Origin of the sequence: Mesorhizobium sp. M0062 (assembly GCF_040323125.1) — a bacterium.
Taxonomy (GTDB): domain Bacteria; phylum Pseudomonadota; class Alphaproteobacteria; order Rhizobiales; family Rhizobiaceae; genus Mesorhizobium.
Map to the genome: position 1 here is coordinate 80,924 of NZ_JAMYUO010000002.1, position 24,571 is coordinate 105,494.

Genomic DNA, 24,571 nt, shown 5'->3' on the forward strand with positions numbered 1-24,571 from the left:
CCAACCATCGCAAACATTGCATTTACTGAAGTATGCAGAAGTCTACCGTAGGGCCTTCGATGGAGGACGCCTCATGTTGCAGCCCATCTTTCCGCTCATCCTGTTTGCCTTCGTGGCCACCGTCACGCCCGGCATCGCCACCACCCTGTCGACTGCCTCAGGTGCACAGTTCGGTTTTCGCCGTTCCGTTCCCCTATTGGTCGGCAGCGCCGCCGGTCTCGCCACCGTGACCGCTGCTGCCGCCGCCGGGCTCGCCGGTCTGCTGCTGGCCATGCCTTCGCTGCAACTGGCGATGAAAATCATCGGCTCGCTCTATCTCATCTGGCTGGCAATCAAGATCGGCCGCGCCGGGCCGCCCAATCTCGATGTGGCGATGGCAAAACCCAACAGCTTCTTCGGCGGCGCCGGCATTCAATGGATGAACCCGAAGGGCTGGGCGATGGGACTGGGGGCGGCGGCCTCGTTCGCAGCCCTTGCCGACGGGCCGGGACAACTCGCGCTGCTGCTCGGCTCGACGTTCGGCCTCACTGCAGCCGTCTCGCTGTCGATCTGGTGCGTCGCGGGCATGGTGCTGGCACGGCTGCTCAAGACCGAATGGCAATGGCGCGCGCTCAACATCGTGCTGGCGCTGGTGCTGGCTGCGTCGATCATTCCGATGTGGCGGGGAGCGTAAACGCAGAGGTCGGCGCCAGTACCCCCACCCGGACCTGCGGTCCGACCTCCCCACAAGGGGGAGGTAGGGGAGCGCGCACTTTACCCTCCCCCTGGTGGGGAGGGTCGCGAAGGTAGTGAGCGGGGTGGGGTCCTGGTCCGCGAAGCGAACCAGCTCTCTCCTCAGGCCGCGTAGCGGGCAGCCGGCTTGTCGGCGTGCAGGTTGCCGTAGAAGACTTGCCTTGCCCCGAGGAACGTGTCCAGCTTGGCTGTGTCGGCAAGTGCCGGCACGGTGACGGCTTCGCCCCTGGATAGGCCCACAAGCGCGGCATCGACCATATCGTCGGCGGACATGATGATCTCCTTCGGCAGATTGTCGATGTCGCCGCCGGCAAGCTCCCAGAAATCGGTGCGGGTCGCGCCCGGCAGCACCGCCTGCACCTTCACATTGGTGCCGGCGACTTCGCGGTGCAGCGCCTCGGTGAAGTTGACGACGTAGGCCTTGGTGCCGCTGTAGATGCCGCCGAACGAGGTATCATAGGCGAGCACGGAGGCGATGTTGACGATGGCGCCGCGGTTGCGCGCAAGAAGCCCCGGCAGAACGGCGCGGGTCAGGCGGGTCAAGGCGATGACGTTGACCTTGATCATGCGCTCGGCCTCGTCGGCGTCGGCCGTTGCCACCACGGCCTGGCCACCAATGCCGGCATTGTTGACCAGCAGCGTGACGCTGTCGTCGGCTGCGATCGCCTGCTCGACGCGGCGCACATCATTGTCGTCGGCAAGATCGGCTGATATCACGCTGACCTTGCGCTTGTAGGCATAACGCAGCTTTTCAGCCAGTTCCTCCAGCCGGTCGGCGCGCCGCGCCACCAGCACCAGATCGTAGCCCTGCCCGGCCAGCCGGTCGGCATAGACCGCGCCGATGCCGGCCGATGCGCCGGTGACGACTGCGGTACCCTTGTTGTCCTGTCCACTCATTGTCCTGTTCCTTTTTTGCCCGGCGAGACAGGTCGATGAACTCGCCTCGCCCTGATTTCCAATTAGTGGCATGTACCACTTTCCGGAAGTAGGCATATACCACCATCTTGTCAACGGAGGCGGCAGAAACTATTTCTGCGACAGGCCGGCAGCGGTTTTGCCGGCAAGGAGTCGTGATGAGCAAGACCGCGCTGCCGGGATTTAGCCTTTGCAACAACGCCACGCTGCGGCGCGCCGCGCGCAAGCTCGGCCGCTTCTATGACGATGTAATCTCGCTTTCGGGTCTGAAGGGCACGCAGTACGGTCTGCTCTATCAGATCCATGTCAGCAACGAGCCGGCGATGGGCACGATAGCCGAAGCGATGGTCATGGATCTCTCGGCGCTCGGCCATACGCTGAAGCCGCTGATCCGCGACGGCTATGTCGACACCTTCGCCGACAAGGACGACCGCCGCGTCAAGCGGGTGCGGCTGACGCCGCAAGGCCAGGCCAAGCTCGAGGAGACGACGAAATTGTGGACCATTGCCCAGCAGCGCTTCGAGGCGCTGGTCGGCCAGCAGCGAGCGGCAGATCTGCGCGCTATGCTGGATGAAGTCGCGGCGCTGGAGTACGACGTGCCGGCGGCCGCCCCTTCAAGCTGAAAGAGCGGCCGCCGGTCCTTTGCAAAGATCTATTCGGCCGGCATGGCGACCGGCCGGGCCGCCCAGCGGCCGGCCAGCACCACGCCAAGCCCGATCAGCGGGAAGATGGCGGCGACCAGGCCGAGATCGGCCGGCACGCCGTAGCGCAGCACGGCGCCGCCGACCACAGCACCCAGCGCCACGCCGAGATAGAGGGCCGAAGCGTTGAGCGACAGCACGATCGGGGCGGCGTCGGGCGCCAGCTTGATGATGCGGCTGGCCTGCGCCGGCGGAAATGCCCAGCCGACCATGCCCCACGGCACCATCATGGCCATCAATGCCGGCCCGGCGAGATGCTGCGGCAGGAAGGTCGGGATGACCGAGAGCATCACCAGCATGACGGCGCTCAGCGCCAGAGACCAGCCGACGGTGCGCGTCGCACCAAAACGGTCGGCCGCCTGGCCGCCGGCTATGTTGCCGATGACGGCGCCGACACCGAAGGCGAGCAGCATGCCGGGCAGCGCAATCGGGCTGAGGCCGCCGCTCTGGATGGCCAGCGGCGCGATATAGGAAAACACCGAGAAGGCGCCGATCAGGGCAAGAGCGGTGGTCAGCAGGATCGGCATGACGCCGGGGCGCAGCGCCGCAGCCAGCCGCCGCCTGAGCGGCAGCTTGGTGCCGACAATTCCGCGCGGCAGCCGGTACCACAGGATGGCGCCGACCAGCGCGCCGAGCCCGGCAATGGCAAAGAAGGTCCCGCGCCAGCCGGCTATCGTGGCAACCAGCGCGCCGAGCGGTGCACCCAGCGCAACCGCCACCGTGGTTCCGCCGACGACGACTGCAATGGCCCGCGCCCGGTGGTGGTCATCGACCAGCGCCACCGCCGTGCCTTGAGCGGTCGCGGCAAACAGGCCTGACGACAGCGCCATGATGATGCGGGCAATGAGCAGCAGCTCGAAGGACGAGCTCAGCGCCGCCACCACATTGCCGATGACGAAGAACGCCAGCGTCCACAAGATGACGCGGCGCCGGTCCCATTCGCCGGTCAGCGTTGCCAGGATCGGCGTGCCGATGGCGTAAGCCAGCGCGAAGGCGGTGATCAGCGTGCCGGCGAGCGGAATGGAAATGCGGGCGTCGGTGGCGATGTCAGGCAGCAGGCTGGAGATGACGAAGCCTTCGGTCGAGATCGTGAACGATCCGAGCGCAAGCCAGAAGAGGCGCTTGTCCATAGGGCGTGTCCTTAGTTCAAAACTTATTGAACAATTGGACATAACAGAGCGTGATGTCAATGAAGCCAGACGAAAATAGCTGAAGCCTGCTGACAGCCCTGTGTCAGGACAGCCATTGGGCCAATCGCGAAGCGGACTGTGCATGCCCGCGAAACATGGACGCGTTGAAATCGCCACCGACTGTGCTTAGTTTCGGGCCATGACTTTGCCGCACCCCAATACAGACCAGATCAGCCTGCCGGTTGTGCTCGGCGTGCTTGGCGACCCGACCCGGCTCGCCATCGTGCGCTATCTCGCCAGCAAGGAAGGCGTGCCGCTGAACTGCAGCCGGTTCCTCGACCTCGGCTCCAAGACCAATCTCAGCTATCACCTGGCCAAACTGCGCGAGGCCGGCGTCACCCGCGCCGAAGTGGCTGGCACCAACCGGATGATCACGCTGCGCCGCGCCGACCTCGACGCCCGCTTCCCCGGCCTGCTCGATAGCGTGATTGCGGCGGCCGGAGATGATCCGGCACTGCCCATCGTCGGTGGCCACGACATCGAAATGCCGGCCTAACCGGTTTAGAAGTCAAGGTCCTAGCGCTCCCAAAAACCGATATGCGGGGCGAGGAGCTCCTCGTCCATCTCGGGGAAAGGGCCGTGGACATCGACCGGCTTCTGCCCGGAGCCGAGGACTGTGCGCGACGAGAGGTTCATCGTCGGATTCTCGGCGTGGTTGCCAGTCAGCGCGAGAAGCTTGGTCTCCTCGAAGCCGTAGACCAGCCGGCCGATATTGGCCCAGTACAGCGTTCCCGTGCACATCGCACAGGGCTCGCCGGTTGTGACCAGCGTGCAGGACCAGAGGAATTCCGGCGGATAGGCGTCCGCGGCACGCCGGGAGAGCTCGGTTTCGGCGTGGCGCACGGTGTTGATGTTTCCTTGCCGCATCAGGATGCGATCGTCGGGGCCGACGAGCACGCAGCCGAAAGGATGGTGCCCATGCGCGGCAGTCTCGCGCGCGACGTCATTGGCGGCGCGGAGGTGGGCAACCATCTGGTCGCGGGTCATCGCCTGGTCCCTCCCCAGATGAACTCTGGAACGGCGTGGACGCTAGCAGATGGAGTGCTTCCGCGATAGCCAGCTCCCGGCTGTCTCGAACGATCTCAAAGGCTTGATAATGAAGGCAGCGCCTTGATAGGAAGACGGGCCGCAAGCCTCCAACGGGGCTGCACCAAGGAGCCCGCCGCATGCGCATTGCCGTTCTCGCCGACATCCATGGCAATGTGCTGGCGCTGGATGCCGTGCTCGCCGATCTGGCGCGGCGCGGCGGCGCCGATCTAACCGTCAACCTGGGCGACTGCGTCTCCGGTCCGCTCTGGCCGCGCGAGACGTTCGAGCGGCTCGAAGCGCTCGACCTGCCGACTGTGCGCGGCAACCATGACCGCCGCGTCGCCGTCGATCCGGCCGACGATACGATGTGGGCTTCTGACCGGTACGCCCAGGAGCGGCTGACGGAGACGCAGCGCGAGGCGCTGTTCGCCCTGCCTTTCACGCTGGAGATTGTTCCCGGCGTGGTCGCTTTCCATGCGCGGCCCGACCATGACGAGAAATACCTGCTCGACGCGATCGTCGATGGCCAACTGGTGCGCGCGCCGCTTGCCGCTATTCAGCGGCGGTTGCAGGCGCTGGACCCGGCCTGCCGCATCGTGCTGTGCGGCCACAGCCACCGCGCGGAACTGGTCCGTATCCCCGGCGGCCCCTTGCTCTTCAATCCCGGCAGCGTCGGCGCCCCCGCCTATGAAGATGACACGCCCCCGGCGCATGTTTCGGAGCAAGGCAGCCCGCATGCGCGCTACGGCATCCTCACCTTGGATGGCGATGGTCCAGACCGTTTCGAGACCATCGCCGTCGACTACGACCACGAAGCGGCGGCGAGACAGGCCGCACAGGCGGGCCGACCGGAATGGGCGCATGCGCTGAGGACCGGCTTCATGCCGAAACCCTCTTGGCAAGGCTCCGCTTGACCGCATGGCTGCGCCCTGCTTCCGCCTCGCGGCACCAAACATCGGACGCATTTTCAGACTTACATGGCCGCGTATCGTCCCTTATAAAACCGCCTTGGCATACGGCAGGACTGCTGCCGCAAGGGTAATCGGCGCACGGCCAAATGATGAGGCGCACAATCCGAACCATTTTGCATCGACTGACTGGCGCTCCGCTCCTGCGGGCAGCCCGGTTGTTGGCGGGTCCGTTGGTGGTGGGCCCGTTGTTGGTGAGCTTGCCGGCCAATGCCGAGGACGCGCCTGCTGACATCGTTTCCATCGTGACCGAGCTCGGCCCAGGCGATCTCCTCAACATCCGCGCCACGCCGTCGCCGGTCGGCAGAACCCAGGCGCGTCTGCCGATCGGCTCGAGCGTCAGGAATTTCGGCTGCAACGAAGTGGACGGCCACCGCTGGTGCAAGGTCGAGGAGATTGACAATCCACTGGTCAAAGGCTGGGCGCCCGCGCGCTATCTTATCCCCGACAATCCGACCGTGGTCGAAGTAGACGCCGCGCCGCCCCAGGTGACCGCCAGCGCTGAAGCCGGCGGCCCGACGCTCGCGCCCGACATGTCGACGCAGCCGGCCGACGTGGCCGCAGCGCCCCGGACGACTGCACCCGCCGCCTCTGCCGCTCCGGCTGCACCCACTCAGGCTCCACCCACCCCGGCTGCACCCGCGCCGGCTCCACTCGACCTGACGGAGCGCCTTGGCGGCACGAATCCAGGCGCGCCGAAGTCCGCCGCCGAGATCGGCAGGACCGCCATGCAGGATGCTTACGGCCTTGCCTTCGCAGCGAATGAAAGTCCGCCGACGGATGAAATCCCCGCCACAGAGGCTCCGGCAACGGAGGCCACAGGGACGCCGGAACTCGCCGCCGCCGCGTCTGCGGGAGCAGCGCCGGATACAGCGTCCGCGCCGGGGGTACCATCCCCGACGCCACGGCCAGACCAGGCCAAAGCTGCGACCGCTACGCAAACCGTTGCACGGCTGGAACCCCCGCCCGCCCTCGGCGCCACCGCCGACATCCCCTGCGCTCGTTATGTCGGCCAGCCGATGACCCGCTGCGCCGTCAACATCGTCCACAATGGCGCCGACAAGGCAGACATCACCGTGACCTGGCCCGACGGCGGCACCCGCGTCATCTCCTTCTCTGCCGGGATGCCGGCCAACTCGGATTCGCCCAGCGAGTTCCGCTTCACAAGGGAAGGCGCCCTCAACATGATCCGCGTCGGGGTATCAGAGCGGTTTGAGATTACGGATCAGCTCGCGCTGGGGGATTAGGTGTCAGGCAGTAGGGAATGGGCAATAGGCGCCTTAACCTCGCTCCTGCCTAATCCCCACTGCCTGATCCCTACTGCCTAATCCCTACTGCCTAGCCTCATTTTCGGGGTTACATCTCCCAAAACTCTTCCCTATAAGGCCCTCCTAGCCTGATACCAGAATCGCAAGCACAACCGGCCGGGTCTTCCCGTCCCGGTTTTTCGTGCAAGCCGCTCGCCGAACGGAACTCACAACGATGCCAAGACGCACCGACATCAAGTCGATCCTGATCATCGGGGCCGGCCCCATCGTCATCGGCCAGGCCTGCGAGTTCGATTATTCCGGCACACAGGCCTGCAAGGCGCTGAAGGAGGAGGGCTTTCGCGTCATCCTGGTCAATTCCAACCCGGCCACCATCATGACCGACCCGGAACTGGCCGACGCCACCTATATCGAGCCGATCACGCCTGAAGTCGTCGCCAAGATCATCGCCAAGGAGCGGCCCGACGCGCTGCTGCCGACCATGGGCGGCCAGACCGCGCTCAATACTGCTCTGTCGCTGCGCCGCATGGGCGTGCTCGAACGCTACAATGTCGAGATGATCGGCGCCGACGCCACGGCGATCGACAAGGCTGAGGACCGGGCGCTGTTTCGCGAGGCGATGAAGAAGATCGGCCTGGAAACGCCGAAGTCGATGCTTGCCAATGCCACCGATGTCAAGAACGCCGACCGCAAGACGCACGAGGCCGAGCGCGCCGCCGTCAAGGCCGAGGCGCCTGCCGACCTCGATGCCGCGCTCGACGCGCTGGAAACCCGCTGGAACCTCGGCGAAGGCGACCGCAAGCAGCGCTACATCAGCCATGGCATGGCGATTGCCGCCCAGGCGCTCGACCATGTCGGCCTGCCCGCCATCATCCGCCCGTCCTTCACCATGGGCGGCACAGGCGGCGGCATCGCCTACAACCGCGCCGAATTCTACGACATCGTCCAGTCCGGGCTCGACGCCTCGCCGACCACCGAAGTGCTGATCGAGGAAAGCGTGCTCGGCTGGAAGGAGTATGAGATGGAGGTCGTCCGCGACAAGGCGGACAATTGCATCATCGTCTGCTCGATCGAGAACATCGACCCGATGGGCGTACACACCGGTGACTCGATCACCGTCGCCCCCGCGCTGACCTTGACCGACAAGGAATACCAGATGATGCGCAACGCCTCGATCGCGGTGCTGCGCGAGATCGGCGTCGAGACCGGCGGCTCCAATGTGCAGTTCGCCGTCAACCCGGCCGATGGCCGCCTCGTCGTCATCGAGATGAACCCGCGAGTCTCGCGCTCGTCGGCGCTGGCGTCCAAGGCGACCGGGTTCCCCATCGCCAAGATCGCGGCCAAGCTCGCTGTCGGCTACACGCTGGACGAGCTGGAGAACGACATCACCGGCGGCGCCACGCCCGCCTCCTTCGAGCCAAGCATCGATTACGTCGTCACAAAAATCCCGCGCTTTGCCTTCGAGAAATTTCCCGGCGCAGAGCCGGTGCTGACCACCGCCATGAAGTCGGTCGGCGAAGTCATGGCCATCGGCCGCACCTTCCAGGAGTCCCTGCAGAAGGCTTTGCGTGGACTGGAAACCGGCCTGACCGGCCTCGACGAGATCGAAATCCCCGGCCTCGGCCACGGTGCCGTAGCTGCCAACCACGCCGACGACCGCAACGCCATCCGCGCCGCGCTCGGCACGCCGACGCCCGACCGGCTGCGCATGGTGGCGCAGGCGATCCGCATGGGCACCTCGCTGGAAGACGTGCACGCAATGTGCAAGATCGACCCGTGGTTCCTCGAACAGATCGCCGGCATCGTTTCCATGGAAGCCCGCATCCGCGAGCACGGCATCCCACAGGACGCCGTCAACCTGCGCATGCTGAAGGCGATGGGCTTCTCCGACGCCCGCCTCGCGTCGCTGACGAAGACCGACGCCGAAGTGATTCAAAGGATTCGCGAAAAGCTCGACGTTCATCCGGTTTATAAGCGCATCGACACTTGCGCGGCCGAGTTCGCCTCGCCCACCGCCTACATGTACTCGACCTATGAAGTGCCCTTCGCCGGCGCGCTCGCCAACGAGGCGCAGGTGTCATCGCGAAAAAAAGTCGTCATCCTCGGCGGCGGTCCGAACCGCATCGGCCAGGGCATCGAGTTCGACTATTGTTGCTGCCATGCCGCCTTCGCGCTGCGCGACGCCGGCTATGAAGCGATCATGATCAACTGCAATCCGGAAACGGTCTCGACCGACTACGACACTTCCGACCGGCTCTACTTCGAACCGCTGACGGCGGAGGACGTGTTGGAGATCCTGCGCGCCGAACAGGCCTCGGGCGAGCTGGTCGGCGTCATCGTCCAGTTCGGCGGCCAGACGCCGCTGAAGCTGGCCGATGCGCTGGAGAAGGCCGGCATCCCGATCCTGGGCACGTCACCCGACATGATCGATCTCGCCGAGGACCGCGACCGTTTCCAGAAGCTGCTGCACAAGCTCAACCTCAGCCAGCCGAAGAACGGCATCGCCTATTCTGTCGAGCAGGCCCGCCTCGTCGCGGGCGAACTCGGCTTCCCCTTGGTAGTGCGCCCTTCCTATGTGCTGGGCGGCCGCGCCATGCAGATCATCCATGACGAAAGCATGCTGCAATCCTATCTGCTCGACACCGTGCCCGGCCTGGTGCCGGAAGACATCAAGCAGAAATACCCCAACGACAAGACCGGCCAGATCAACACGCTCTTGGGCAAGAACCCGCTTTTGTTCGACACCTATCTCTCCGGCGCCATCGAGGTCGATGTCGACTGCCTCTGCGACGGCACGTCGACCTTTGTGTCGGGCATTCTCGAACACATCGAGGAGGCCGGCATCCACTCCGGCGACAGTGCCTGCTCGCTCCCCGTTCACTCGCTGCCTTCCGAACTGGTCGACGAGCTGGAGCGCCAGACGGCGGCGCTTGCCCGCGCGCTCAACGTCGGCGGCCTGATGAACGTGCAGTATGCGATCAAGGACGGCACGGTCTATGTGCTGGAGGTCAACCCGCGGGCATCGCGCACCGTGCCCTTCGTCGCCAAGACCATCGGCCGGCCCATTGCGAAAATCGCTGCCCGCATCATGGCCGGCGAGAAACTGGAAGACGCCTTCGCCCATTACGGCGCCATGCCCGATCCCCGCAACCCCGGCCACATCGCGGTCAAGGAAGCCGTCTTCCCCTTCGCCCGCTTCCCCGGCGTCGACATCCTGCTCGGCCCGGAAATGCGCTCGACCGGCGAGGTCATGGGCCTCGACCGCGACTTTGCGCTCGCCTTCGCCAAGAGCCAGCTCGGCGCGGGTGTTGATCTCCCCCGCTCCGGCACGCTGTTCGTCTCGGTGCGCGACGAAGACAAGAAAGGCATATTGCCGGCGGTGAAGCGCCTCGCCGGCCTCGGCTTCAAGGTGCTGGCGACCTCGGGCACGCAGCGCTTCCTCGCCGAAAACGGCGTCGACGCCCAGAAGATCAACAAGGTACTTGAGGGACGCCCCCACATCGAAGACGCCATCCGCAACCGCCAGGTCCAGATCGTCTTCAACACGACGGACGGGCAGAAGGCGGTGTCGGATTCGAAATCGCTGCGCAGGGCAACGCTGATGCAGAAGGTGCCGTATTACACGACGCTGTCGGGCGCTGCGGCTGTGGCGGAAGCGATTGCGGCGCTGAAGGCGGGGAGCCTGGAGGTCAGGCCGCTGCAGGAGTATTTTGCCTAGGCGATTAGCCAATCTCCCTCCTTGTGGGGGAGATGGCCGGCAGGCCAGAGGGGGGCGCTGTCCCGCCGACGCCAAACACAAACCCACCCTTATCAGCAGATGTACTAGGGGAGTGTGCCGCGCTGACCAACGTCAGTGCAGAGTACCGGAGCCTCGGCTCGGCTTGCAGCTACTTGAAGTATTCCTATTGTGCTCGACACGCCCAAGATCCGCCAGTAACAATGCCCTAAAATGGCGGCCTGCAATCTTAGCTCCCTGGAGTCTGAGACGCAGTGCTCGGGGGAAGAATTATGTCGTCGCAGATTGATCAAAACGCTTCAATGCAGAGCGAAAATTTTTCCAAATTCTTAGAGCAATTTTCTCCACTCGAAGCACCTCACATCCTGCTGATCACTGACCATAGGACTGGGGCTCATTATTGCGAGTGTCATGTCAAAGCCAACAAGATCATTGCGCTAAGTACGACCGATGTTCCTCTCGATCCAGAAGAACAGGCGGAGTATCGTGCGAACCGCGAAATTGTTGAAAACGCTCCTGCTTACGCCAGAATGATGGAAGATGCAAAGCAACGTCGTAGCTTTAGCAACATAGTTGGCGAGTTTACGCTTGAATTCGATAAACCTCATCCGCTCAAAATTATCGGCGGGCAGCATCGATTCGAAGCGATACGGGCAGCTTTGGCACATGGAATAGATGAATATCACGGCGTTAAAGTATATTTCGACCTAAAGATGGATCAAAGATTAGATGTTCAGCTAATATCTAACACTAACATAGCCATATCCGGAGATCTCTTTGATCGAATGCATGAGACAGCGATGGGACCGCAGTTGCGCGACTGGTTCCAATCGGTTGGAATGCTCAATTCTGGTCAGGATTTCGCAGATCGGCGCTCGCGCGGCGGCCCCATATCAGTTCAGTTGGCAAGAACATTTATCTTAAACTATTTTCAAGGCGCGGGAGTTGACGCCAAAAAATTCGATCTTACTGAAACCACTCCAGAACTCTGCGCTACAGGAGTGGCTGATCCGGAGTGGGAAGCTCTCAGAGATTCGAAGAAAGATAATCTTTGGAGCGATCCAGGGTTGATATTCGCCGGCAAAGAGTTCGCTGCGCTAACTAAAGCACAGCGAGCAGCGTTCGTTAAAGGCTCGAAGAAATTTCCACCTGACTATCCGGAAAAGGCGATCAACCCAGCGGTCGTTGCGGCCTGGGCCTTTATCGCTGGCATGCTTCGTAACAACGAGGTGCGACTGAAGCGGCACTACGACCTGGCGGGTTCTAGTGGACATGATCCGCTGAATGTCGCCGCTTTGGTAAAAGGAAGACACAAAACGGATACAGAGCAATATCGCGGACTCGGGTATCGAACTGACCCAAAAGAACGAGGTCGATTTGCTGAATTATTTTTCCTTCAGTCCGAAAACGGAGAAGGAATTTCAAAATCAAATATTGACGTCGCAATAGCAAAGTATCACGCAAAGGTAGCCACATTAGAAGTCGAAAAACTGAAAGCCAAAGCGGCCAATGGCTGAGATCGATATATTCGCTACTCTTCTTTTAGAAGAGGCAAAGAGGTTTCTCGAGAACGCGAACTCGACCGATGACGCAGTCCGACGAGACGCCTGCTTACACGCAGCCTTAATGCTCGGGTTTTCCTCTCTTGAGGCGCATGTGAACGCTATATGCGAGGAACTCGCAATCCGACCCGAATTTTCGGTACATGAACGCGCGTTTCTGCTTGAGCAAGAGGCTCGACTTGAAAACGGCCAATTCAAGCTTAACGGCTTGAAGATGACTCGGCTTGAAGATCGGATAACGTTTTTACATAGACACTTCTCTGGCCAGCCTCTCGACAAGCAGGCAAACTGGTGGAGTGCGTTGGGAACCTCGATCAAGCTCCGAAATAAGCTAACACATCCAAAGGGCATCCCGCAGATTACGACAGCCAGTGTAAAAAGCGCGATTAGTTCAATTGTCGACGCGATTGACTCGCTCTACCAGACTATTTACAAAAAACCATTTCCTGCAGCCAGTCGAGCACTGCATTCGAAACTTTCATTTTAGATAATACTCCAAAGCCAAGCGCTTGGCTTTTCGTCCGCAGCGCGGACCGCTTATCACCCTTCACGCCACCGCCACACACTCGATCTCGATATCGAACTCCATCGGCCACGACGCCACCGGCACGAAGCTGCGCGCCGGCGGGTTGACGCTGAAGTACCGGGCATAGACCCGGTTGATGGCGTTGTAGAAGCCGGAATTGACGGCGTAGATGCGCACCATCACCACATTGTCCAGCGAGGTGCCTGCCGCCTCCAGGCAGTGTCTCAGCGCCTTCAGCGACGCCTCGGTCTGTGTCTCGATGTCGCCGCGCACCATCTCGCCGGTCGCCATGTCCACCGGCGGCGTTGCCGAGATGAACACGAAGCCATTGGCCCTGACCGCGGTCGAGCAGGGCAGCCCGAGCGCCCGCACCTTGGCCGACATGACAGGCACTTCGATGACTTCTTTTTTCACTGGGTCCTCCCTGGGTTTGCCGGGAGCTTATCCTGCCGGTTGCCGGATGCCAGCGCCGAACCATAGTCCAGCCCTCACCCCTGGGCCGGATAGGGCATGCCGTCCTTGTGCAGGAACCTGCCATCCGAACTCGGGCTCATCATGTCGATGTCGGAGCAAGTGATGAGATCATCCGGATTGCGCGAGCCGACTTCGAGATAGCGCGCCGTTGTGGACGAGCGGTTGATCATGTGGTGGCCGTTGCCGCTGTTCTTGGCAAAGGTCGCGCAGTCGCCGGCCTTGAGCAGCGTCTCGCCGCCATCCTCGACCAGCACCAGTTCGCCTTCCAGCACATAGACGAGCTCGTCCTCATGGCTGTGCCAGTGGCGCTGGCTGGACCAGCCGCCTGATGGCAATGTCATCAGGTTGACGCCGAAATCGGTGAGGCCGCCGGCATCGCCGAGGCGGTGGCGTGTGCGCTCGGCGCAAGGGGCGTCGAAGGGCGCGGGGTAGCCGGAGCCCTTGCGGACAGGCACGGTGGACAGGTCGATCTTGGGCATGGGAGCTCCATTGAATTGGTGGCGGCAGTGTATGTCACTGCCGGCGCAGCCACAGAGCCACTTTGCCGCAATGCCTTGCCAACGGCAGGCATCGGCCGTCGCACTCTACGGCGCCCCCCTCTGTCCTGCCGGACATCTCCCCCACAAGAAGGGAGATTGGCTGTCGCCTCAGCCTTCGCCAATTTTCACCGTCGCAAGAAAAGCACGGCGCCGACGCTGCTGATCTCCCCACTCGTGGGGGAGATGTCCGGCAGGACAGAGGGGGGCGCCGTAGAATGCTATTGCTGGCCAGTCACCCGTCCTCAACCCTGATGCGCGGCCGCGAGTTCCTTCACGTGCTTCTCGTGCATCTGCAGCGTCGGCAGCGTCTTCTTGGCGAATTCCTTCATCGCCGGGTCGTCGCCCGAGTTGGCATAGCTGCTGAACAGGGCTACGGCCTCCTTGTGCGCGTCCGTCTGCATCTGGATGTACTTGGCGTCAAAATCCTTGCCGCTTGCGCTCTTCAACTCGTCGAGCATTGCCTGCTCCTTCGGCTGCAGGGCCGGCCCCGCGGCTTTGGTCGAACCGGTGGTCTGGCCCTGGCTCAGCGCCGCCTTGAACTCCTTGCCGGCTTTGGTGTGGTCCTTGACCATCTGCTTGGCGAATTTCCTGACGTCAGCCGCCTTGGATTTTTCCTCGGCGAGCTTGCTCGACTGGATTTCGAATTCGTTGGAGCTAGGCACCGTCTTGACGAAGGTTGGGGTATCGACCTTGCTGGCGGCCATGGCAGGCGCGACCGCAGTCGAGTTGGCCGCAAAGGCGGCAGGGGCACCGGCGAACAAGGCGACGGCGGCAATGGTGAGAAGCGTTTTCATCTGAGTTCTCCGATTTGAAAATTTCCCTCGGCTAATCAAACGCGGCATTGGCGGCAGGGTTGCGTCCGGAGAACTATTCGTCAGCGACCATCTGCCGAAGAGCCGTCCCGAGCCCCTGGCGGACAAACCTCAGGACAGCACGCCTCGCCATATTGCAGCTGTTCGGTCCAGTTCGGCCGACCTCAGGCGTGACATCCATAAGGTTCCACAGGATCTCGCACGCGCCGATGGCGCGCGGATCCTGGTCCTGATGGACGGCGCGGCATTGGGAACCGGTTGCTTTTCCCGCATTGGGTCCGCAGGCTAGGCTTCCGGAGCTGGGGAGACACATGCAAGAGGATGAAGAGATCGATCTGCGCTGCCCGCAAGTGGTGGCCGACAATGCCGCCAAGGGGTTGAGGCTGCGCAAGCAGTTCGGCCGTGGCGGCACCGAGATCGGCGTCGCGCGGGCGACGGAACTCAAGAACCGCGAAAAGCTGGCGCCATCCACCATCCGCCGCATGGTCAGCTACTTCGCCCGCCACGAGGTCGACAAGCGCGGCAAGAATTACGGCAATGAAGACAATCCTTCGGCCGGCCATATCGCCTGGCTGTTGTGGGGCGGCGACGAGGGCCGCGCCTGGGCGATTGAGCTCAAAAAGAAGATCGGCAATGCGCCCGATATCTGAGGGCGACCGTAAAACGACTGGCGGGCCCCAAACCCCCGCCTGGGACCCGCCAAGGAGCGGCTGAACACATGCCGGTGCAGCCCCTCCACATCTGCCAGTCGTCGATCCGCCATCGGTCGAAAGGCATGGATGGTGAGGTAGCATCCGGTTGCGGCGGCCAATGTGAAGCAGTTCACAATCCGGAGGTTTTCAACAGCGCTCGAGCAATTCCAGGAAAGGTGGGAACCGGTTTTCCCGGGAAAAGCGCGTAGCGTTTTCCCCAGGGAATTGCGGCAAGAAAAAAGCCCTTACCCTTCCCAGGCGACAGGCATCATTCCCAGCCGCTCGTAGAGCCGGAGCGCGGCGGCGTTCTCGACCGTGTTGGTCTTGAGGTCGACATGGGCCGCGCCTCGATCGCGAAAGGCGTTGAAGGCCTGCCACATCAGCGCTTCGCCAATTCCTTTGCCGCGCGCTCCGGGATGGACCGCGAGGTCCTTGACGAAGGCCCTCGTCCAGCACAGCGCTGCCGCCGCCAGCCGTCCCTTGGCGTCGATGACCAGGAAACACAGCGCCGGGTCGAATTCGGCATCGCTGGATATGCGCGGCCACCATTCGTCGAACGGGCCGTCGGTGCCGTCGTCGAACACCTCGGTCAAAAGCGCGTGCAGGGGCTGCGCGTCACCATGTTCGAAGCAGCGCATGGCAAAGCCGTCCGGCCAGTGCGGCGCAACGAGCGTCTCGTCGAGGATCTTGCGCAGCCGGATGTCGTTTGGAGCCGGCGGGCGCGGTTCAGGCATCGCGCTCAGGCGTCGGGCTGCAGCCGGCGGCGCTTGCGGTCGACACCGAGGCCGGTGGCCTCGAGCAGGCCTTTGCGCTTGGCGTCGAAATAATAGCCGGTCTGGTAGAGCCAATCGGCCTTCTTGGCGTTGCCACCCGCCACCAGCCAGGCGCCACGCAGATATTTGACCGCGTATTTCAGATTGGTTTCGGCGTCGAACAAGCCCTTGGCCGGCCCGTCATAGCCCATGCCGCGCGCCGTCGCGTGCTTGATCTGCATCAGGCCCCAATGGCCGTTATTGTAAGCCTTCGGATTGTAGGTGCTTTCGCGGTTGACGACGTGGCGCACCAGATCGACCGGCACCTCGTAGAGAGCGGCGTATTTCTGGATCAGCCGGTCGACGTCGCCGCGCATGCCGGTCGCATGCTCTTCTTCCGGGAGACCGAGCGGCGCGGCGGGGAACAGGCCCAGGGAAGCCGGGTTCTGCGGCACGACATAGGCTACCTGCTGCACGCCGGGCATGGCGTTCTGGCCGCCCTTGGCGGTCGCCGGCATGACAAGGCTGGCGGTCGTATATTGCGCCGCGACCGGCTGTCCGGCGTTGGCGGGCGCAGGCGCCTGCCAGGCATTGGCGGCCATCACCGCAGGCACGGCCGGGGCCGTGGGCGTCGCGCCGGCAAAGGCCGCGGTCGCGGCAACCGGCTGCGCAGCGGCATCGAGCGCTGGCGTGGCCGGCGCCGCTTCGGCCGCCTGGACGGGTGTTATGCCCGAGGATTGCGGCAGCACCGAAACCGTATCGGGCAGCGGCACGGTAAAGCCGGCATCGCTGCCGGCAGCGGTCGCGGTTTCGGTCAGCGCAGGCGTGGCCTTCATCTGCGAGGTCGATTGGCAGCCGCTGAGGGCAGCTGCGCCGACGATCACAGAGATCGCGAAAAGGTTGAATTTTGCTGGCAAGCCGCGCGGGTCCGATTTGTCGGTTGTTAAGAAGTCCTTACACCAGCGATTCCTGGTGGGCAATCGGGACCATCTGGTGGTTTTCGGGTGGCGAGAGCCGGGATCAGATGCCATATTGTTCTGCATATGTACCGGTTGGCATCCCGGTTTTCGCCGCTTTGCGGAAAGGAGCGCATCATGGAAACGGCATCTTCGATCACAGCCGGCCACGCAGTGTTAGAAACAGTGATCGGCTTCATGGGCATCGCCTGGAGCGAAAAGGGCCTGATCCGGCTCTGCCTGCCCGAAAGGAGCCGCGAAGCGGTGGAGCGCCGGCTGATGCGGCATGCCGGTGTTGCCGCCAATACCACTGCGAACATTGGGCAGCCGCAATGGGTGGTCGAGCTGATCGCCTCGATCAAGGCGTATGCGTCAGGCGAGGACGTCGATTTCTCCGGCGTGCCGGTCGATCTCGACGGCGTCGACGACTTCCGTCTCGCCATCTACGAGGCGGCGCGGAAACTGCATTATGGCGAAACCACCACCTATGGCGAACTGGCCAAGCGCGCTGGCCAAGCCGGCCTGCCGCGCGAAACCGGGGCAGCGCTGGGCGCCAACCCGGTGCCGCTGGTCATCCCCTGCCATCGGATTCTAGCCGCGGGCGGCAAGATCGGCGGCTTCTCGGCGCCCGGCGGCTCGGCCACCAAGGAAAAGATGCTGGCCATGGAAGGCGTGCGCGTCGGCCCGCCGCCGGCGGCGCAGGTCTCGTTCGGGTTCTAAGAGCTTGAATGGTATGCCGGCTGGGTATGTTGAGATTCAGGTCAGGCCGCACCGAGAACTATGGTCTTCGAGAACCGGAGCGGAGCGTACTTAATGTACGTGGGCGCCGGAAGCGCAGAAGACCATCGTTCGCAGGCCGGCCTCACCCGAATATCAATATGCCCTAATGACGGCGCAGGAAGCGGCGGTGAAAATGGTCGTTCTCGATCCGCTTGCAGAGATAGACCGGGCAGGATTCGGTATCGGCGCTCGGTACATAGGCGCGCTTCCTGACCTCGCCGACATTGCAGAATTGCTGGCTCTGCACATAGCGGTCGAAGAGCGGCAGCCCCGGCACGCGCCTGGACTGATAGCGCAGGATGACCGCGCCCTGGCGGGCGATCGTGCCTTGCACCGTGTCGCAGCTCATACGAGTGGGGTCGTAGCGCGAAATTGCCTGCGCCTCGGCGGACGCCAGCGTCAGGCAGGCGGCAAGCAGAATGGTTTTCACAACCGTTTTCATGACAGTCTCCCAAAACCGGACTAACGCCGTCGGGCGTCCCGGTCTTCCCGATTGCTCGACGCTTTCATGCGATTGGGGCGGCCTTTGGGCGGCGCCACCGCAACGCCATTTTTCGAGCCATCTTGTTTTTGGTGCGAAACCCGCCTATATCAGCTCCATTGATATTTCGGCCGATCGATCCGGGCCTCGCGATCTTCGCGTTTGCTGACGTCTATCTCCAAAATCTCGATACAAACCGGCTGAACCTCGGTTCGGTCAAACCAAAGCAAATGCGAGGACTATTCATATGGCAACTGGTACGGTCAAGTGGTTCAATGCCACCAAGGGCTTCGGCTTCATTCAGCCTGATTCGGGCGGTGCGGACGTTTTCGTTCACATCTCCGCTGTCGAGCGCGCTGGACTGTCGACCCTGGTCGAAGGCCAGAAAATCAACTTCGAGATCGAGCAGGACCGCCGCACAGGCAAGTCGTCCGCTGGTTCTCTGAGCAAGGCAGCCTGATTTTGCGATAGCGCGCGCCGGACGAGAGTTCGGGGCGCGCGGCAAGTCACGGATGTACTGACGGTCGCGCGAGAAGCGCGCTGGAGCGGAAAGACCCGACAAGCTGGATCAGCAGATAGCTGCCGGCCCGGACTTAAAGCTCCGATCAGGCTACCGAAAATGGGAAGGCGGGATTTATCCCGCCTTTTTGTTTGTCTGGAATTGGACGATGGCCATGCTATTAGTTTCGCCCCATGACCAAGCTCGAACAGATTGAAAGATCCATCGCAGCCCTGAACACCACAGAACTAAAGGCCTTTGCCAAATGGTTCGCAGCGTATCAGGCAGAGGTGTGGGATATGCAGATCGAGGCGGACGCCAAGGCTGGCCGGCTGGATAAGTTTGCCGAGCAGGCTTTGGCTGAACTTCACGCGGGCCGAGTTCGCCCTCTTTGAATGCGCGCTACGGCCGAAGGCCGCAAGCCCAACCGGGCATCGCGCCCGTTGGCGTCCCGTCCGGAACGAGCCGCGAAGCGGCGGCAAGCGTGAGGACAAAATCAGCGCCGCAGATGCAGCGGCACCACCTTGTTGTCGGCGCCAAGCAGCGCCTCGATCGACAGCGGCTCCCGGTTGAAGATCGTGCCGGCCAGCGCCGGGCGGCCGAGATGGAACCCCTGTAGCAGGTCGACGCCGCCATCCAGCGCGACGCGCAGATGCACGGATTGCTCGATGCCTTCCACCAGCACCTTGGCGCCGCGATCGTGCAGCGACGAGACGAGCGGCCGGAAGAAGCGCTCGGCGGCAGCGTGGCGGCAGAATTCGGCGAACCAGCCGCCGTCGATCTTCACAATATCCGGTTGAAGCAGGCTCATCCGCTCCGCGGTCGAGTGGCCGGTGCCGAAATCGTCGATGGCGATGCGGATGCCGTGGCGCCGCATCTCGCGCACCAGCGGGGCCAGCACATTATCGTCGGCCGCCTGTTCGGTGATCTCGCAGACCAGCATGGCGGCATGCAGGTCGAGATCGCCGAGATGCCGCGTCATCAGCCGGATCTCGGCCAGCGCCCGCCCGAGATGATCGTTGATCATCGGGTTGTAATTGAAGAACAGGCCGAGCCCGTCGACGCCGATGTTGCGGAAGTTTTTCAGATGCAGCATCCGGCACATCGTCTCGACAAACAGGCGGTCGCCCGGCGCAACACTGTCGAAGAACATGGCGGGTGCAACCGGCATGGAAGCGCGCTGCGGTTCGATCAGCGCCTCGACTGCAACCGCGGCCAACGCGCCGCCGCGTGGCGCAAAGATCGGCTGGTAGGCGCTCTTCAGCCGGAACGTGCCGTAGACGCCGTATTCGATGCCGACCTCGTCGGCAAAGATCGCTTCGCCGATATCGCGACGCCTCTCGCGCTGCCCGGTCATGGCCCGGTCCTGCGCCCGAACACCCTGCCCGGCCGCGCCGGAGGCGCTGCAGTCGGGCCGGCAGGCGTCTTGCCAGGCTCGGCCGCCGCGACAGACGGCTGCCCATCCTTGCCGAAAGCGCGAAAGCTGGTCGGCGCCAGTTCCGGCTTCGCCAGCACGAAGCCCTGCACCATCGATGCGCCGGATTTCTCGGCCAATTCAAGCTGCCAGCCTTCCTCGATGCCTTCGAACACGGTGCGGATGCCCTGTAGTTCGAAGTTCGTCACCATGGCAGTCAGCAGGGCAAAGCCGGCGCCGGATTCCATGAGCTGCGTGATCCAGTGCGCATCGAATTTGACGATGTCGGGCTTGAGCTCCTTGATGCGGTTGATGTCGGATTCATCGGCGCCGTAATCGTCGACGGCAATGCGAAAGCCATTGGCCCGCAGCGCCTCGACAAAGCTGTAGAGCGTTTCCTGCGACGCCGACTTCTGCTCGGTCACCTCGCACACGATGCGGCGCGGATCGATCCCGGCTTCGTGCAGCACCAGCCGCATGTCGCGCAGCGCGTTATCGGCGATGGAGCGCTCGGTAAACACCGACGGATCGAAATTGACGAAGATCGAAGCTTCTTGCGGCAGGCAGGCGCCGGCGTTGAGCAAATGCAGCGTGCGCGTCAGCGCCTCGATGTGCAGGCGGTCGCCGGCCGGACAGGTGCGGAAGAAGTTCATTGGCGATTGCGGCTCGCCGTCACGAAACGGCCGGATCAGCCCCTCGAACGCTGCGATCGAGAGCTTGCTCTCCTTGAAGGCGAAGATCGGCTGAAAGGCGCTCTGCAGCGTGTAGGGACCCCAGACACCTGAAGCGGTGCCGTCATCGTGACGGATGATGTGGGCAAGCCCGGTGCTGCGCGACAAGGGTCCCTCGCTCCGCGAGACAGGCGAAATGGCTGGCGATCCTGCCGTCAAAGGTTTTAGCGGCCGTTGATGAATTTAGTCTTGCCGGGGATAGGCGTCGATTGCAGAGCCCGCAACGCAGAGTGAAACCGTCATGCACGCGCTCCAAAAAGCCGATCTCCACGGGTCCTTGACCCTGGCTCATCCGACAATGCTTGCACTTGCCGGGTCGATGCGACATGAGAGGCGCCGCAGCTGTTTGCGGTTGCGCCGACCCCTCTGGAGATATCTGGTCATGGCCTTTCTTGCCGACGCCCTTGCCCGCGTAAAGCCTTCCGCCACCATCGCGGTGACGCAGAAAGCCCGCGAGCTGAAAAATGCCGGCCGCGACATTATCGGCCTCGGCGCCGGGGAACCGGATTTCGACACGCCCGACAACATCAAGAATGCGGCGATCGAGGCGATCCGCCGCGGCGAGACCAAATACCCGCCGGTTTCGGGCATCGCGCCGCTGCGCGAGGCGATCGCGAAAAAATTCAAGCGCGAGAACAATCTCGACTACAAGCCCGAGCAGACCATTGTCGGCACCGGCGGCAAGCAGATCCTGTTCAACGCCTTCATGGCGACGCTGAACCCAGGCGACGAGGTCATCATCCCCCGCCCTTATTGGGTCAGCTATCCCGAAATGGTGGCGATCTGCGGCGGCACCTCGGTGTTCGCCGATACTTCGATCGACAATGGTTTCAAGCTCACTCCCGCCGTGCTGGAAAATGCGATCACGCCGAAGACCAAATGGCTGTTGATGAACTCGCCGTCGAACCCGTCCGGCGCCGCATACACGGAAGCCGAGCTGCGCGCGCTGGCCGACGTGCTCTTGAAGCATCCGCATGTCTGGACACTGACCGACGACATGTACGAACACCTGACCTATGGCGACTTCGTCTTCAGGACGATCGCCGAGGTCGAGCCGAAACTCTACGAGCGCACGCTGACCATGAACGGCGTCTCGAAAGCCTACGCCATGACCGGCTGGCGCATCGGCTATGCCGCGGGTCCCGTCCAGTTGATCAAGGCGATGGACATGATCCAGGGCCAGCAGACCTCGGGCGCCTGCACCATCGCGCAATGGGCCTCGGTCGAGGCGCTCAACGGCCCGCAGGATTTCGTCGCCAGGAACAAGGCGATCTTTCAGGGCCGTCGCGACCTCGTCGTGTCGATGCTCAACCAGGCGCGGGGCATAACCTGCCCGTCGCCGGAAGGCGCCTTCTATGTCTACCCGTCCTGCGCCCAGCTGATTGGCAAGAAGACCAAAGCCGGCAAGATAATCGACACCGACGAGACTTTCTGCTCCGAATTGCTCGAAGGCGAGGGTGTCGCAGTGGTGTTCGGCTCGGCGTTCGGCCTCGGCCCCAACTTCCGCATCTCCTACGCGACGTCGGAGACGCTGCTGGAGGAAGCCTGCACGCGCATCCAGCGGTTCACTGCATCGCTGACCTGATCAGGCTCCGAGACATGAAACCGGCCTTTCGAGCCGGGTTTTTGTCAAGAGCAGACCTCAGCCGCCATACTGCTCGCTCGTGACCGCTTCCATCCAATCGGCATGGACGCCGTCCAGCGCTTCCTGCATGGCGACGTGGGTCATTGTCGTCTTTGGACCCGCGCCGTGCCAGTGCTTCTCGCCCGGCTCGAACGAGATGACGTCGCCCGCCTTGATCTCCTGGATCGGCCCGCCCCATGCCTGCGCAAGGCCGGCGCCCGCAGTGACATAAAGCGTCTGCCCCAGCGGATGCGTGTGCCAGTGGGTACGCGCACCGGGCTCGAAGCTGACCAGCGTGGCTCTGAGCCGGGCCGGCGCTTCCTTCTCGATGATGGGCGTCTGCAGCACGCGGCCGGTGAAATACTGGTCCGGCGCGATGATGGTCGGCACGCTGCCGCAGGCAATGATCTTCATCTCTGGTGATCCCTAAGTTTGGCAGAACCTACCCTGCCCCGGTGCCGGCTACCACCCCAGCCGGGGCCAGAACAGGCCGGCACGTACGCGATAGTCCGCGTAGGCTCCGGCCAGCGGCGTGCGCGAAAATTTCTTCTCTTCGTCCAGCGCCGCAAACACATAGAGGATAGCGATTCCGGCGACCGGCACCACCGCCCAGATCGACCAGATCGCGATCCCCCACCCGATCCAGAAGACGATGTAGGACGTATAGAAGGGGTGGCGGACATGGCCGTAGGGGCCGTCGGTCAGCAGGCTGTGTGGATCGTCGGGTGCGAAGGCGAAGCGCAATCGCGCCTTGCGCGACGTGACAATCGCCCACCAGAACAGGGCAGAGCTCGCCAGTTCGACGGCAAGTCCGGTGAGCTTTGCCGAACCCGGCTGCGATTGGATCCAAAGGATGGCGAGAAGGAACAGCGCCGTGGCGATGACCGCCGCCGAAATCACCATGGCGCCTGGAGACATCGCCTGCGATTGGAAATGCGCCCGCATCGACCAGACATATTGGCCAAGCGTCGCGATGCTGCAGATCGAGACAAGAAGATCAAGGACTGGTTCCATTGTCGGGATTCCGCGCGTGATTGCCATGGAGCCAGCAATCGTGCCGGCTATCTCTTTAGAAATCCTTTCTTAACCACATGTTTAAAGAACATATAGAGCCAGCGATGCGATGTTGGCGGTCAGGCAAATCTCAAGGTCTAATCCAGCATGAGCATCACTCACCGCACCATCCGCACGCCGCAGGCCGACTTGCGCCTCAGCCAGTCGTCTGGGTCCGGCATTCCCATCGTCATGATCCATGGTTCGGGCAGTTCGCGCGCCGTGTTTGCCCGTCAGTTCGATAGCCCGCTTGCCGACGCCCATCGGCTGATCGCCTTCGAACTTCCCGGCCACGGCGAGTCCTCCGATGCCCGCGACCCGGCGACCGCCTATACGATTACCGGCCTTGCCCAGACCACAGCCCGGCTTCTCGACGCTTTGGGCATCGGCCACGCCATCATCTTCGGCTGGTCGCTCGGCGGCCATGTGGCGGTCGAACTGGCCAGCTTTCACCATGCGGTCAGCGGCCTGGTGCTGACCGGAGCGCCGCCGGTGTCGCGGGGGCCGCTTGGCATGCTGCGCGGCTTTCACGCCAACTGGGACATGCTGCTCGCCTCCAAGAAGGTCTACTCCGAACGCGACATCGAGCGTTTTGAGGCTCTGTGCTACGGCGACACCGCCAGTCCGTCTTTCCGCGAAGCCATCAGGCGCACCGACGGTCGGCTTCGCGCCGGCGTGGCGCGCTCCATGTTTGCGGGCAAGGGCGCCGACCAGAAACAGGTGGTCGAGCACGCTCCGTTCCCCGTCGCGGTGATCAATGGCGAGCATGATCCGCTGGTGCGGCTGAGCTATTTCGAGACCGTCGCCTACAGCTCGCTGTGGGAACAGTGCCATGTCATACCAGGCGCCGGCCATGCGCCCTTCTGGGAACGTCCGGACCTGTTCAACCCGTTGCTGTCGCGCTACGCCGAGATGGTGGTGAAGCAGAGTGCAGCCGCCACGCCCACGCGCCGCACTCAGGCAAGCTGAAATCGCCCGACGGTTCTGATCCCCGGGTCTTGCCTCGGCCGCCTGACGGCGGCGCGATTTCTATTTTCCTTGCCCTCCCGGCTAACCCGTGGGACGATGGGTTGGGCAGGTGGCTAAATGAAAACAACCCCGCCCGCGACGGTCGAACAGGCCGGCCGCCGCTCACGA

27 protein-coding genes are annotated in these 24,571 nt (G+C 63.0%); 14 read left to right on the forward strand and 13 right to left on the reverse strand.

Annotation, left to right across the window (positions count from 1 at the left end; all coding sequences use genetic code 11):
- Nucleotides 1-73 precede the first annotated feature (73 nt).
- Nucleotides 74-673: a LysE family translocator gene (locus NKJ64_RS02550; protein WP_352461915.1), complete on the forward strand. Its 600-nt coding sequence runs from the start codon at nucleotides 74-76 to the stop codon at nucleotides 671-673.
- A 161-nt stretch (nucleotides 674-834) separates the two neighbouring features.
- Here NKJ64_RS02550 and NKJ64_RS02555 read toward each other — a convergent pair whose 3' ends face one another.
- Nucleotides 835-1,629 (reverse strand): SDR family NAD(P)-dependent oxidoreductase, encoded by a 795-nt coding sequence (locus tag NKJ64_RS02555; RefSeq protein ID WP_023751208.1) that lies wholly within the window; start codon nucleotides 1,627-1,629, stop codon nucleotides 835-837.
- A gap of 176 nt (nucleotides 1,630-1,805) precedes the next feature.
- Here NKJ64_RS02555 and NKJ64_RS02560 point away from each other — a divergent pair, with 176 nt between their 5' ends.
- Nucleotides 1,806-2,270 (forward strand): MarR family winged helix-turn-helix transcriptional regulator, encoded by a 465-nt coding sequence (locus NKJ64_RS02560; RefSeq protein ID WP_352461916.1) that lies wholly within the window; start codon nucleotides 1,806-1,808, stop codon nucleotides 2,268-2,270.
- A gap of 29 nt (nucleotides 2,271-2,299) precedes the next feature.
- Here NKJ64_RS02560 and NKJ64_RS02565 read toward each other — a convergent pair whose 3' ends face one another.
- Nucleotides 2,300-3,478: an MFS transporter gene (locus NKJ64_RS02565; protein ID WP_023683782.1), complete on the reverse strand. Its 1,179-nt coding sequence runs from the start codon at nucleotides 3,476-3,478 to the stop codon at nucleotides 2,300-2,302.
- A 199-nt stretch (nucleotides 3,479-3,677) separates the two neighbouring features.
- On the opposite strand from NKJ64_RS02565, the gene NKJ64_RS02570 reads away from it, so the two are divergent.
- Nucleotides 3,678-4,034 carry an ArsR/SmtB family transcription factor gene (locus NKJ64_RS02570; RefSeq protein WP_023683780.1) on the forward strand — a complete coding sequence of 119 codons (357 nt, stop codon included), beginning with the start codon at nucleotides 3,678-3,680 and terminating at the stop codon, nucleotides 4,032-4,034.
- 20 nt (nucleotides 4,035-4,054) lie between these two features.
- Here the strand turns inward: NKJ64_RS02570 and NKJ64_RS02575 are convergent, their stop codons facing one another.
- Complete coding sequence (locus NKJ64_RS02575) at nucleotides 4,055-4,525, reverse strand: nucleoside deaminase (protein ID WP_352461917.1); 471 nt, start codon at nucleotides 4,523-4,525, stop codon at nucleotides 4,055-4,057.
- A 179-nt stretch (nucleotides 4,526-4,704) separates the two neighbouring features.
- Between NKJ64_RS02575 and NKJ64_RS02580 the strand changes: the two genes are divergently transcribed.
- The 5 genes from NKJ64_RS02580 (at nucleotide 4,705) to NKJ64_RS02600 (ending at nucleotide 12,588) form a co-directional block, all read left to right on the forward strand.
- Nucleotides 4,705-5,481 (forward strand): metallophosphoesterase family protein, encoded by a 777-nt coding sequence (locus NKJ64_RS02580; RefSeq protein ID WP_023705854.1) that lies wholly within the window; start codon nucleotides 4,705-4,707, stop codon nucleotides 5,479-5,481.
- Nucleotides 5,482-5,729: 248 nt separating this feature from the next.
- Nucleotides 5,730-6,782, forward strand: coding sequence for an SH3 domain-containing protein (locus tag NKJ64_RS02585; RefSeq protein ID WP_352461919.1), 1,053 nt, complete (start codon nucleotides 5,730-5,732; stop codon nucleotides 6,780-6,782).
- Nucleotides 6,783-7,017: 235 nt separating this feature from the next.
- On the forward strand, nucleotides 7,018-10,521 hold the full coding sequence (gene carB, locus NKJ64_RS02590) for a carbamoyl-phosphate synthase large subunit (protein WP_352461921.1): 3,504 nt from the start codon (nucleotides 7,018-7,020) through the stop codon (nucleotides 10,519-10,521).
- A gap of 290 nt (nucleotides 10,522-10,811) precedes the next feature.
- Entirely contained in the window at nucleotides 10,812-12,056 is a 1,245-nt protein-coding gene (locus NKJ64_RS02595; protein ID WP_352461923.1) for a hypothetical protein, read from the forward strand.
- Nucleotides 12,049-12,588 carry a hypothetical protein gene (locus NKJ64_RS02600; protein WP_023815013.1) on the forward strand — a complete coding sequence of 180 codons (540 nt, stop codon included), beginning with the start codon at nucleotides 12,049-12,051 and terminating at the stop codon, nucleotides 12,586-12,588. Before NKJ64_RS02595 ends, NKJ64_RS02600 begins: the two co-directional genes overlap by 8 nt.
- Nucleotides 12,589-12,648: 60 nt before the next feature.
- Here NKJ64_RS02600 and NKJ64_RS02605 read toward each other — a convergent pair whose 3' ends face one another.
- The 3 genes from NKJ64_RS02605 to NKJ64_RS02615 form a co-directional block, all read right to left on the reverse strand.
- Complete coding sequence (locus NKJ64_RS02605; RefSeq protein WP_023828090.1) at nucleotides 12,649-13,041, reverse strand: Rid family hydrolase; 393 nt, start codon at nucleotides 13,039-13,041, stop codon at nucleotides 12,649-12,651.
- 74 nt (nucleotides 13,042-13,115) lie between these two features.
- Entirely contained in the window at nucleotides 13,116-13,580 is a 465-nt protein-coding gene (locus NKJ64_RS02610; protein WP_023815012.1) for a cupin domain-containing protein, read from the reverse strand.
- A gap of 302 nt (nucleotides 13,581-13,882) precedes the next feature.
- A complete protein-coding gene (locus tag NKJ64_RS02615; protein WP_023672417.1) occupies nucleotides 13,883-14,434 on the reverse strand; it encodes a DUF4142 domain-containing protein in 552 nt (183 codons plus the stop codon).
- A gap of 329 nt (nucleotides 14,435-14,763) precedes the next feature.
- Between NKJ64_RS02615 and NKJ64_RS02620 the strand changes: the two genes are divergently transcribed.
- Nucleotides 14,764-15,102: a hypothetical protein gene (locus NKJ64_RS02620; RefSeq protein ID WP_023672415.1), complete on the forward strand. Its 339-nt coding sequence runs from the start codon at nucleotides 14,764-14,766 to the stop codon at nucleotides 15,100-15,102.
- A 287-nt stretch (nucleotides 15,103-15,389) separates the two neighbouring features.
- Here NKJ64_RS02620 and NKJ64_RS02625 read toward each other — a convergent pair whose 3' ends face one another.
- A complete protein-coding gene (locus NKJ64_RS02625; RefSeq protein WP_023705860.1) occupies nucleotides 15,390-15,878 on the reverse strand; it encodes a GNAT family N-acetyltransferase in 489 nt (162 codons plus the stop codon).
- Nucleotides 15,879-15,883: 5 nt separating this feature from the next.
- Nucleotides 15,884-16,813 (reverse strand): lytic transglycosylase domain-containing protein, encoded by a 930-nt coding sequence (locus NKJ64_RS02630; RefSeq protein ID WP_023748191.1) that lies wholly within the window; start codon nucleotides 16,811-16,813, stop codon nucleotides 15,884-15,886.
- A 177-nt stretch (nucleotides 16,814-16,990) separates the two neighbouring features.
- Here NKJ64_RS02630 and NKJ64_RS02635 point away from each other — a divergent pair, with 177 nt between their 5' ends.
- Nucleotides 16,991-17,572 (forward strand): methylated-DNA--[protein]-cysteine S-methyltransferase, encoded by a 582-nt coding sequence (locus tag NKJ64_RS02635; RefSeq protein ID WP_023828092.1) that lies wholly within the window; start codon nucleotides 16,991-16,993, stop codon nucleotides 17,570-17,572.
- A gap of 163 nt (nucleotides 17,573-17,735) precedes the next feature.
- On the opposite strand, the gene NKJ64_RS02640 is transcribed toward NKJ64_RS02635, so the two are convergent.
- Nucleotides 17,736-18,062, reverse strand: coding sequence for a hypothetical protein (locus NKJ64_RS02640; RefSeq protein ID WP_023828093.1), 327 nt, complete (start codon nucleotides 18,060-18,062; stop codon nucleotides 17,736-17,738).
- A 298-nt stretch (nucleotides 18,063-18,360) separates the two neighbouring features.
- Between NKJ64_RS02640 and NKJ64_RS02645 the strand changes: the two genes are divergently transcribed.
- Both NKJ64_RS02645 and NKJ64_RS02650 read left to right on the forward strand, forming a co-directional pair.
- Nucleotides 18,361-18,573, forward strand: coding sequence for a cold-shock protein (locus NKJ64_RS02645; protein ID WP_015316174.1), 213 nt, complete (start codon nucleotides 18,361-18,363; stop codon nucleotides 18,571-18,573).
- 233 nt (nucleotides 18,574-18,806) lie between these two features.
- Entirely contained in the window at nucleotides 18,807-19,007 is a 201-nt protein-coding gene (locus NKJ64_RS02650) for a hypothetical protein (RefSeq protein WP_023748189.1), read from the forward strand.
- 101 nt (nucleotides 19,008-19,108) lie between these two features.
- On the opposite strand, the gene NKJ64_RS02655 is transcribed toward NKJ64_RS02650, so the two are convergent.
- Nucleotides 19,109-19,969 carry an EAL domain-containing protein gene (locus NKJ64_RS02655; protein WP_023671962.1) on the reverse strand — a complete coding sequence of 287 codons (861 nt, stop codon included), beginning with the start codon at nucleotides 19,967-19,969 and terminating at the stop codon, nucleotides 19,109-19,111.
- Nucleotides 19,966-20,865: an EAL domain-containing protein gene (locus NKJ64_RS02660; protein WP_023828094.1), complete on the reverse strand. Its 900-nt coding sequence runs from the start codon at nucleotides 20,863-20,865 to the stop codon at nucleotides 19,966-19,968. Before NKJ64_RS02660 ends, NKJ64_RS02655 begins: the two co-directional genes overlap by 4 nt.
- Nucleotides 20,866-21,139: 274 nt before the next feature.
- On the opposite strand from NKJ64_RS02660, the gene NKJ64_RS02665 reads away from it, so the two are divergent.
- Nucleotides 21,140-22,342, forward strand: coding sequence for a pyridoxal phosphate-dependent aminotransferase (locus NKJ64_RS02665; RefSeq protein WP_023691539.1), 1,203 nt, complete (start codon nucleotides 21,140-21,142; stop codon nucleotides 22,340-22,342).
- A 57-nt stretch (nucleotides 22,343-22,399) separates the two neighbouring features.
- On the opposite strand, the gene NKJ64_RS02670 is transcribed toward NKJ64_RS02665, so the two are convergent.
- Both NKJ64_RS02670 and NKJ64_RS02675 read right to left on the reverse strand, forming a co-directional pair.
- Entirely contained in the window at nucleotides 22,400-22,795 is a 396-nt protein-coding gene (locus NKJ64_RS02670; RefSeq protein ID WP_023691540.1) for a (R)-mandelonitrile lyase, read from the reverse strand.
- A gap of 48 nt (nucleotides 22,796-22,843) precedes the next feature.
- Nucleotides 22,844-23,395, reverse strand: a complete 552-nt coding sequence (locus tag NKJ64_RS02675; RefSeq protein ID WP_352461924.1) for a methyltransferase family protein — start codon at nucleotides 23,393-23,395, stop codon at nucleotides 22,844-22,846.
- 147 nt (nucleotides 23,396-23,542) lie between these two features.
- Here NKJ64_RS02675 and NKJ64_RS02680 point away from each other — a divergent pair, with 147 nt between their 5' ends.
- A complete protein-coding gene (locus tag NKJ64_RS02680) occupies nucleotides 23,543-24,403 on the forward strand; it encodes an alpha/beta fold hydrolase (RefSeq protein WP_352461925.1) in 861 nt (286 codons plus the stop codon).
- Nucleotides 24,404-24,571: the final 168 nt, after the last annotated feature.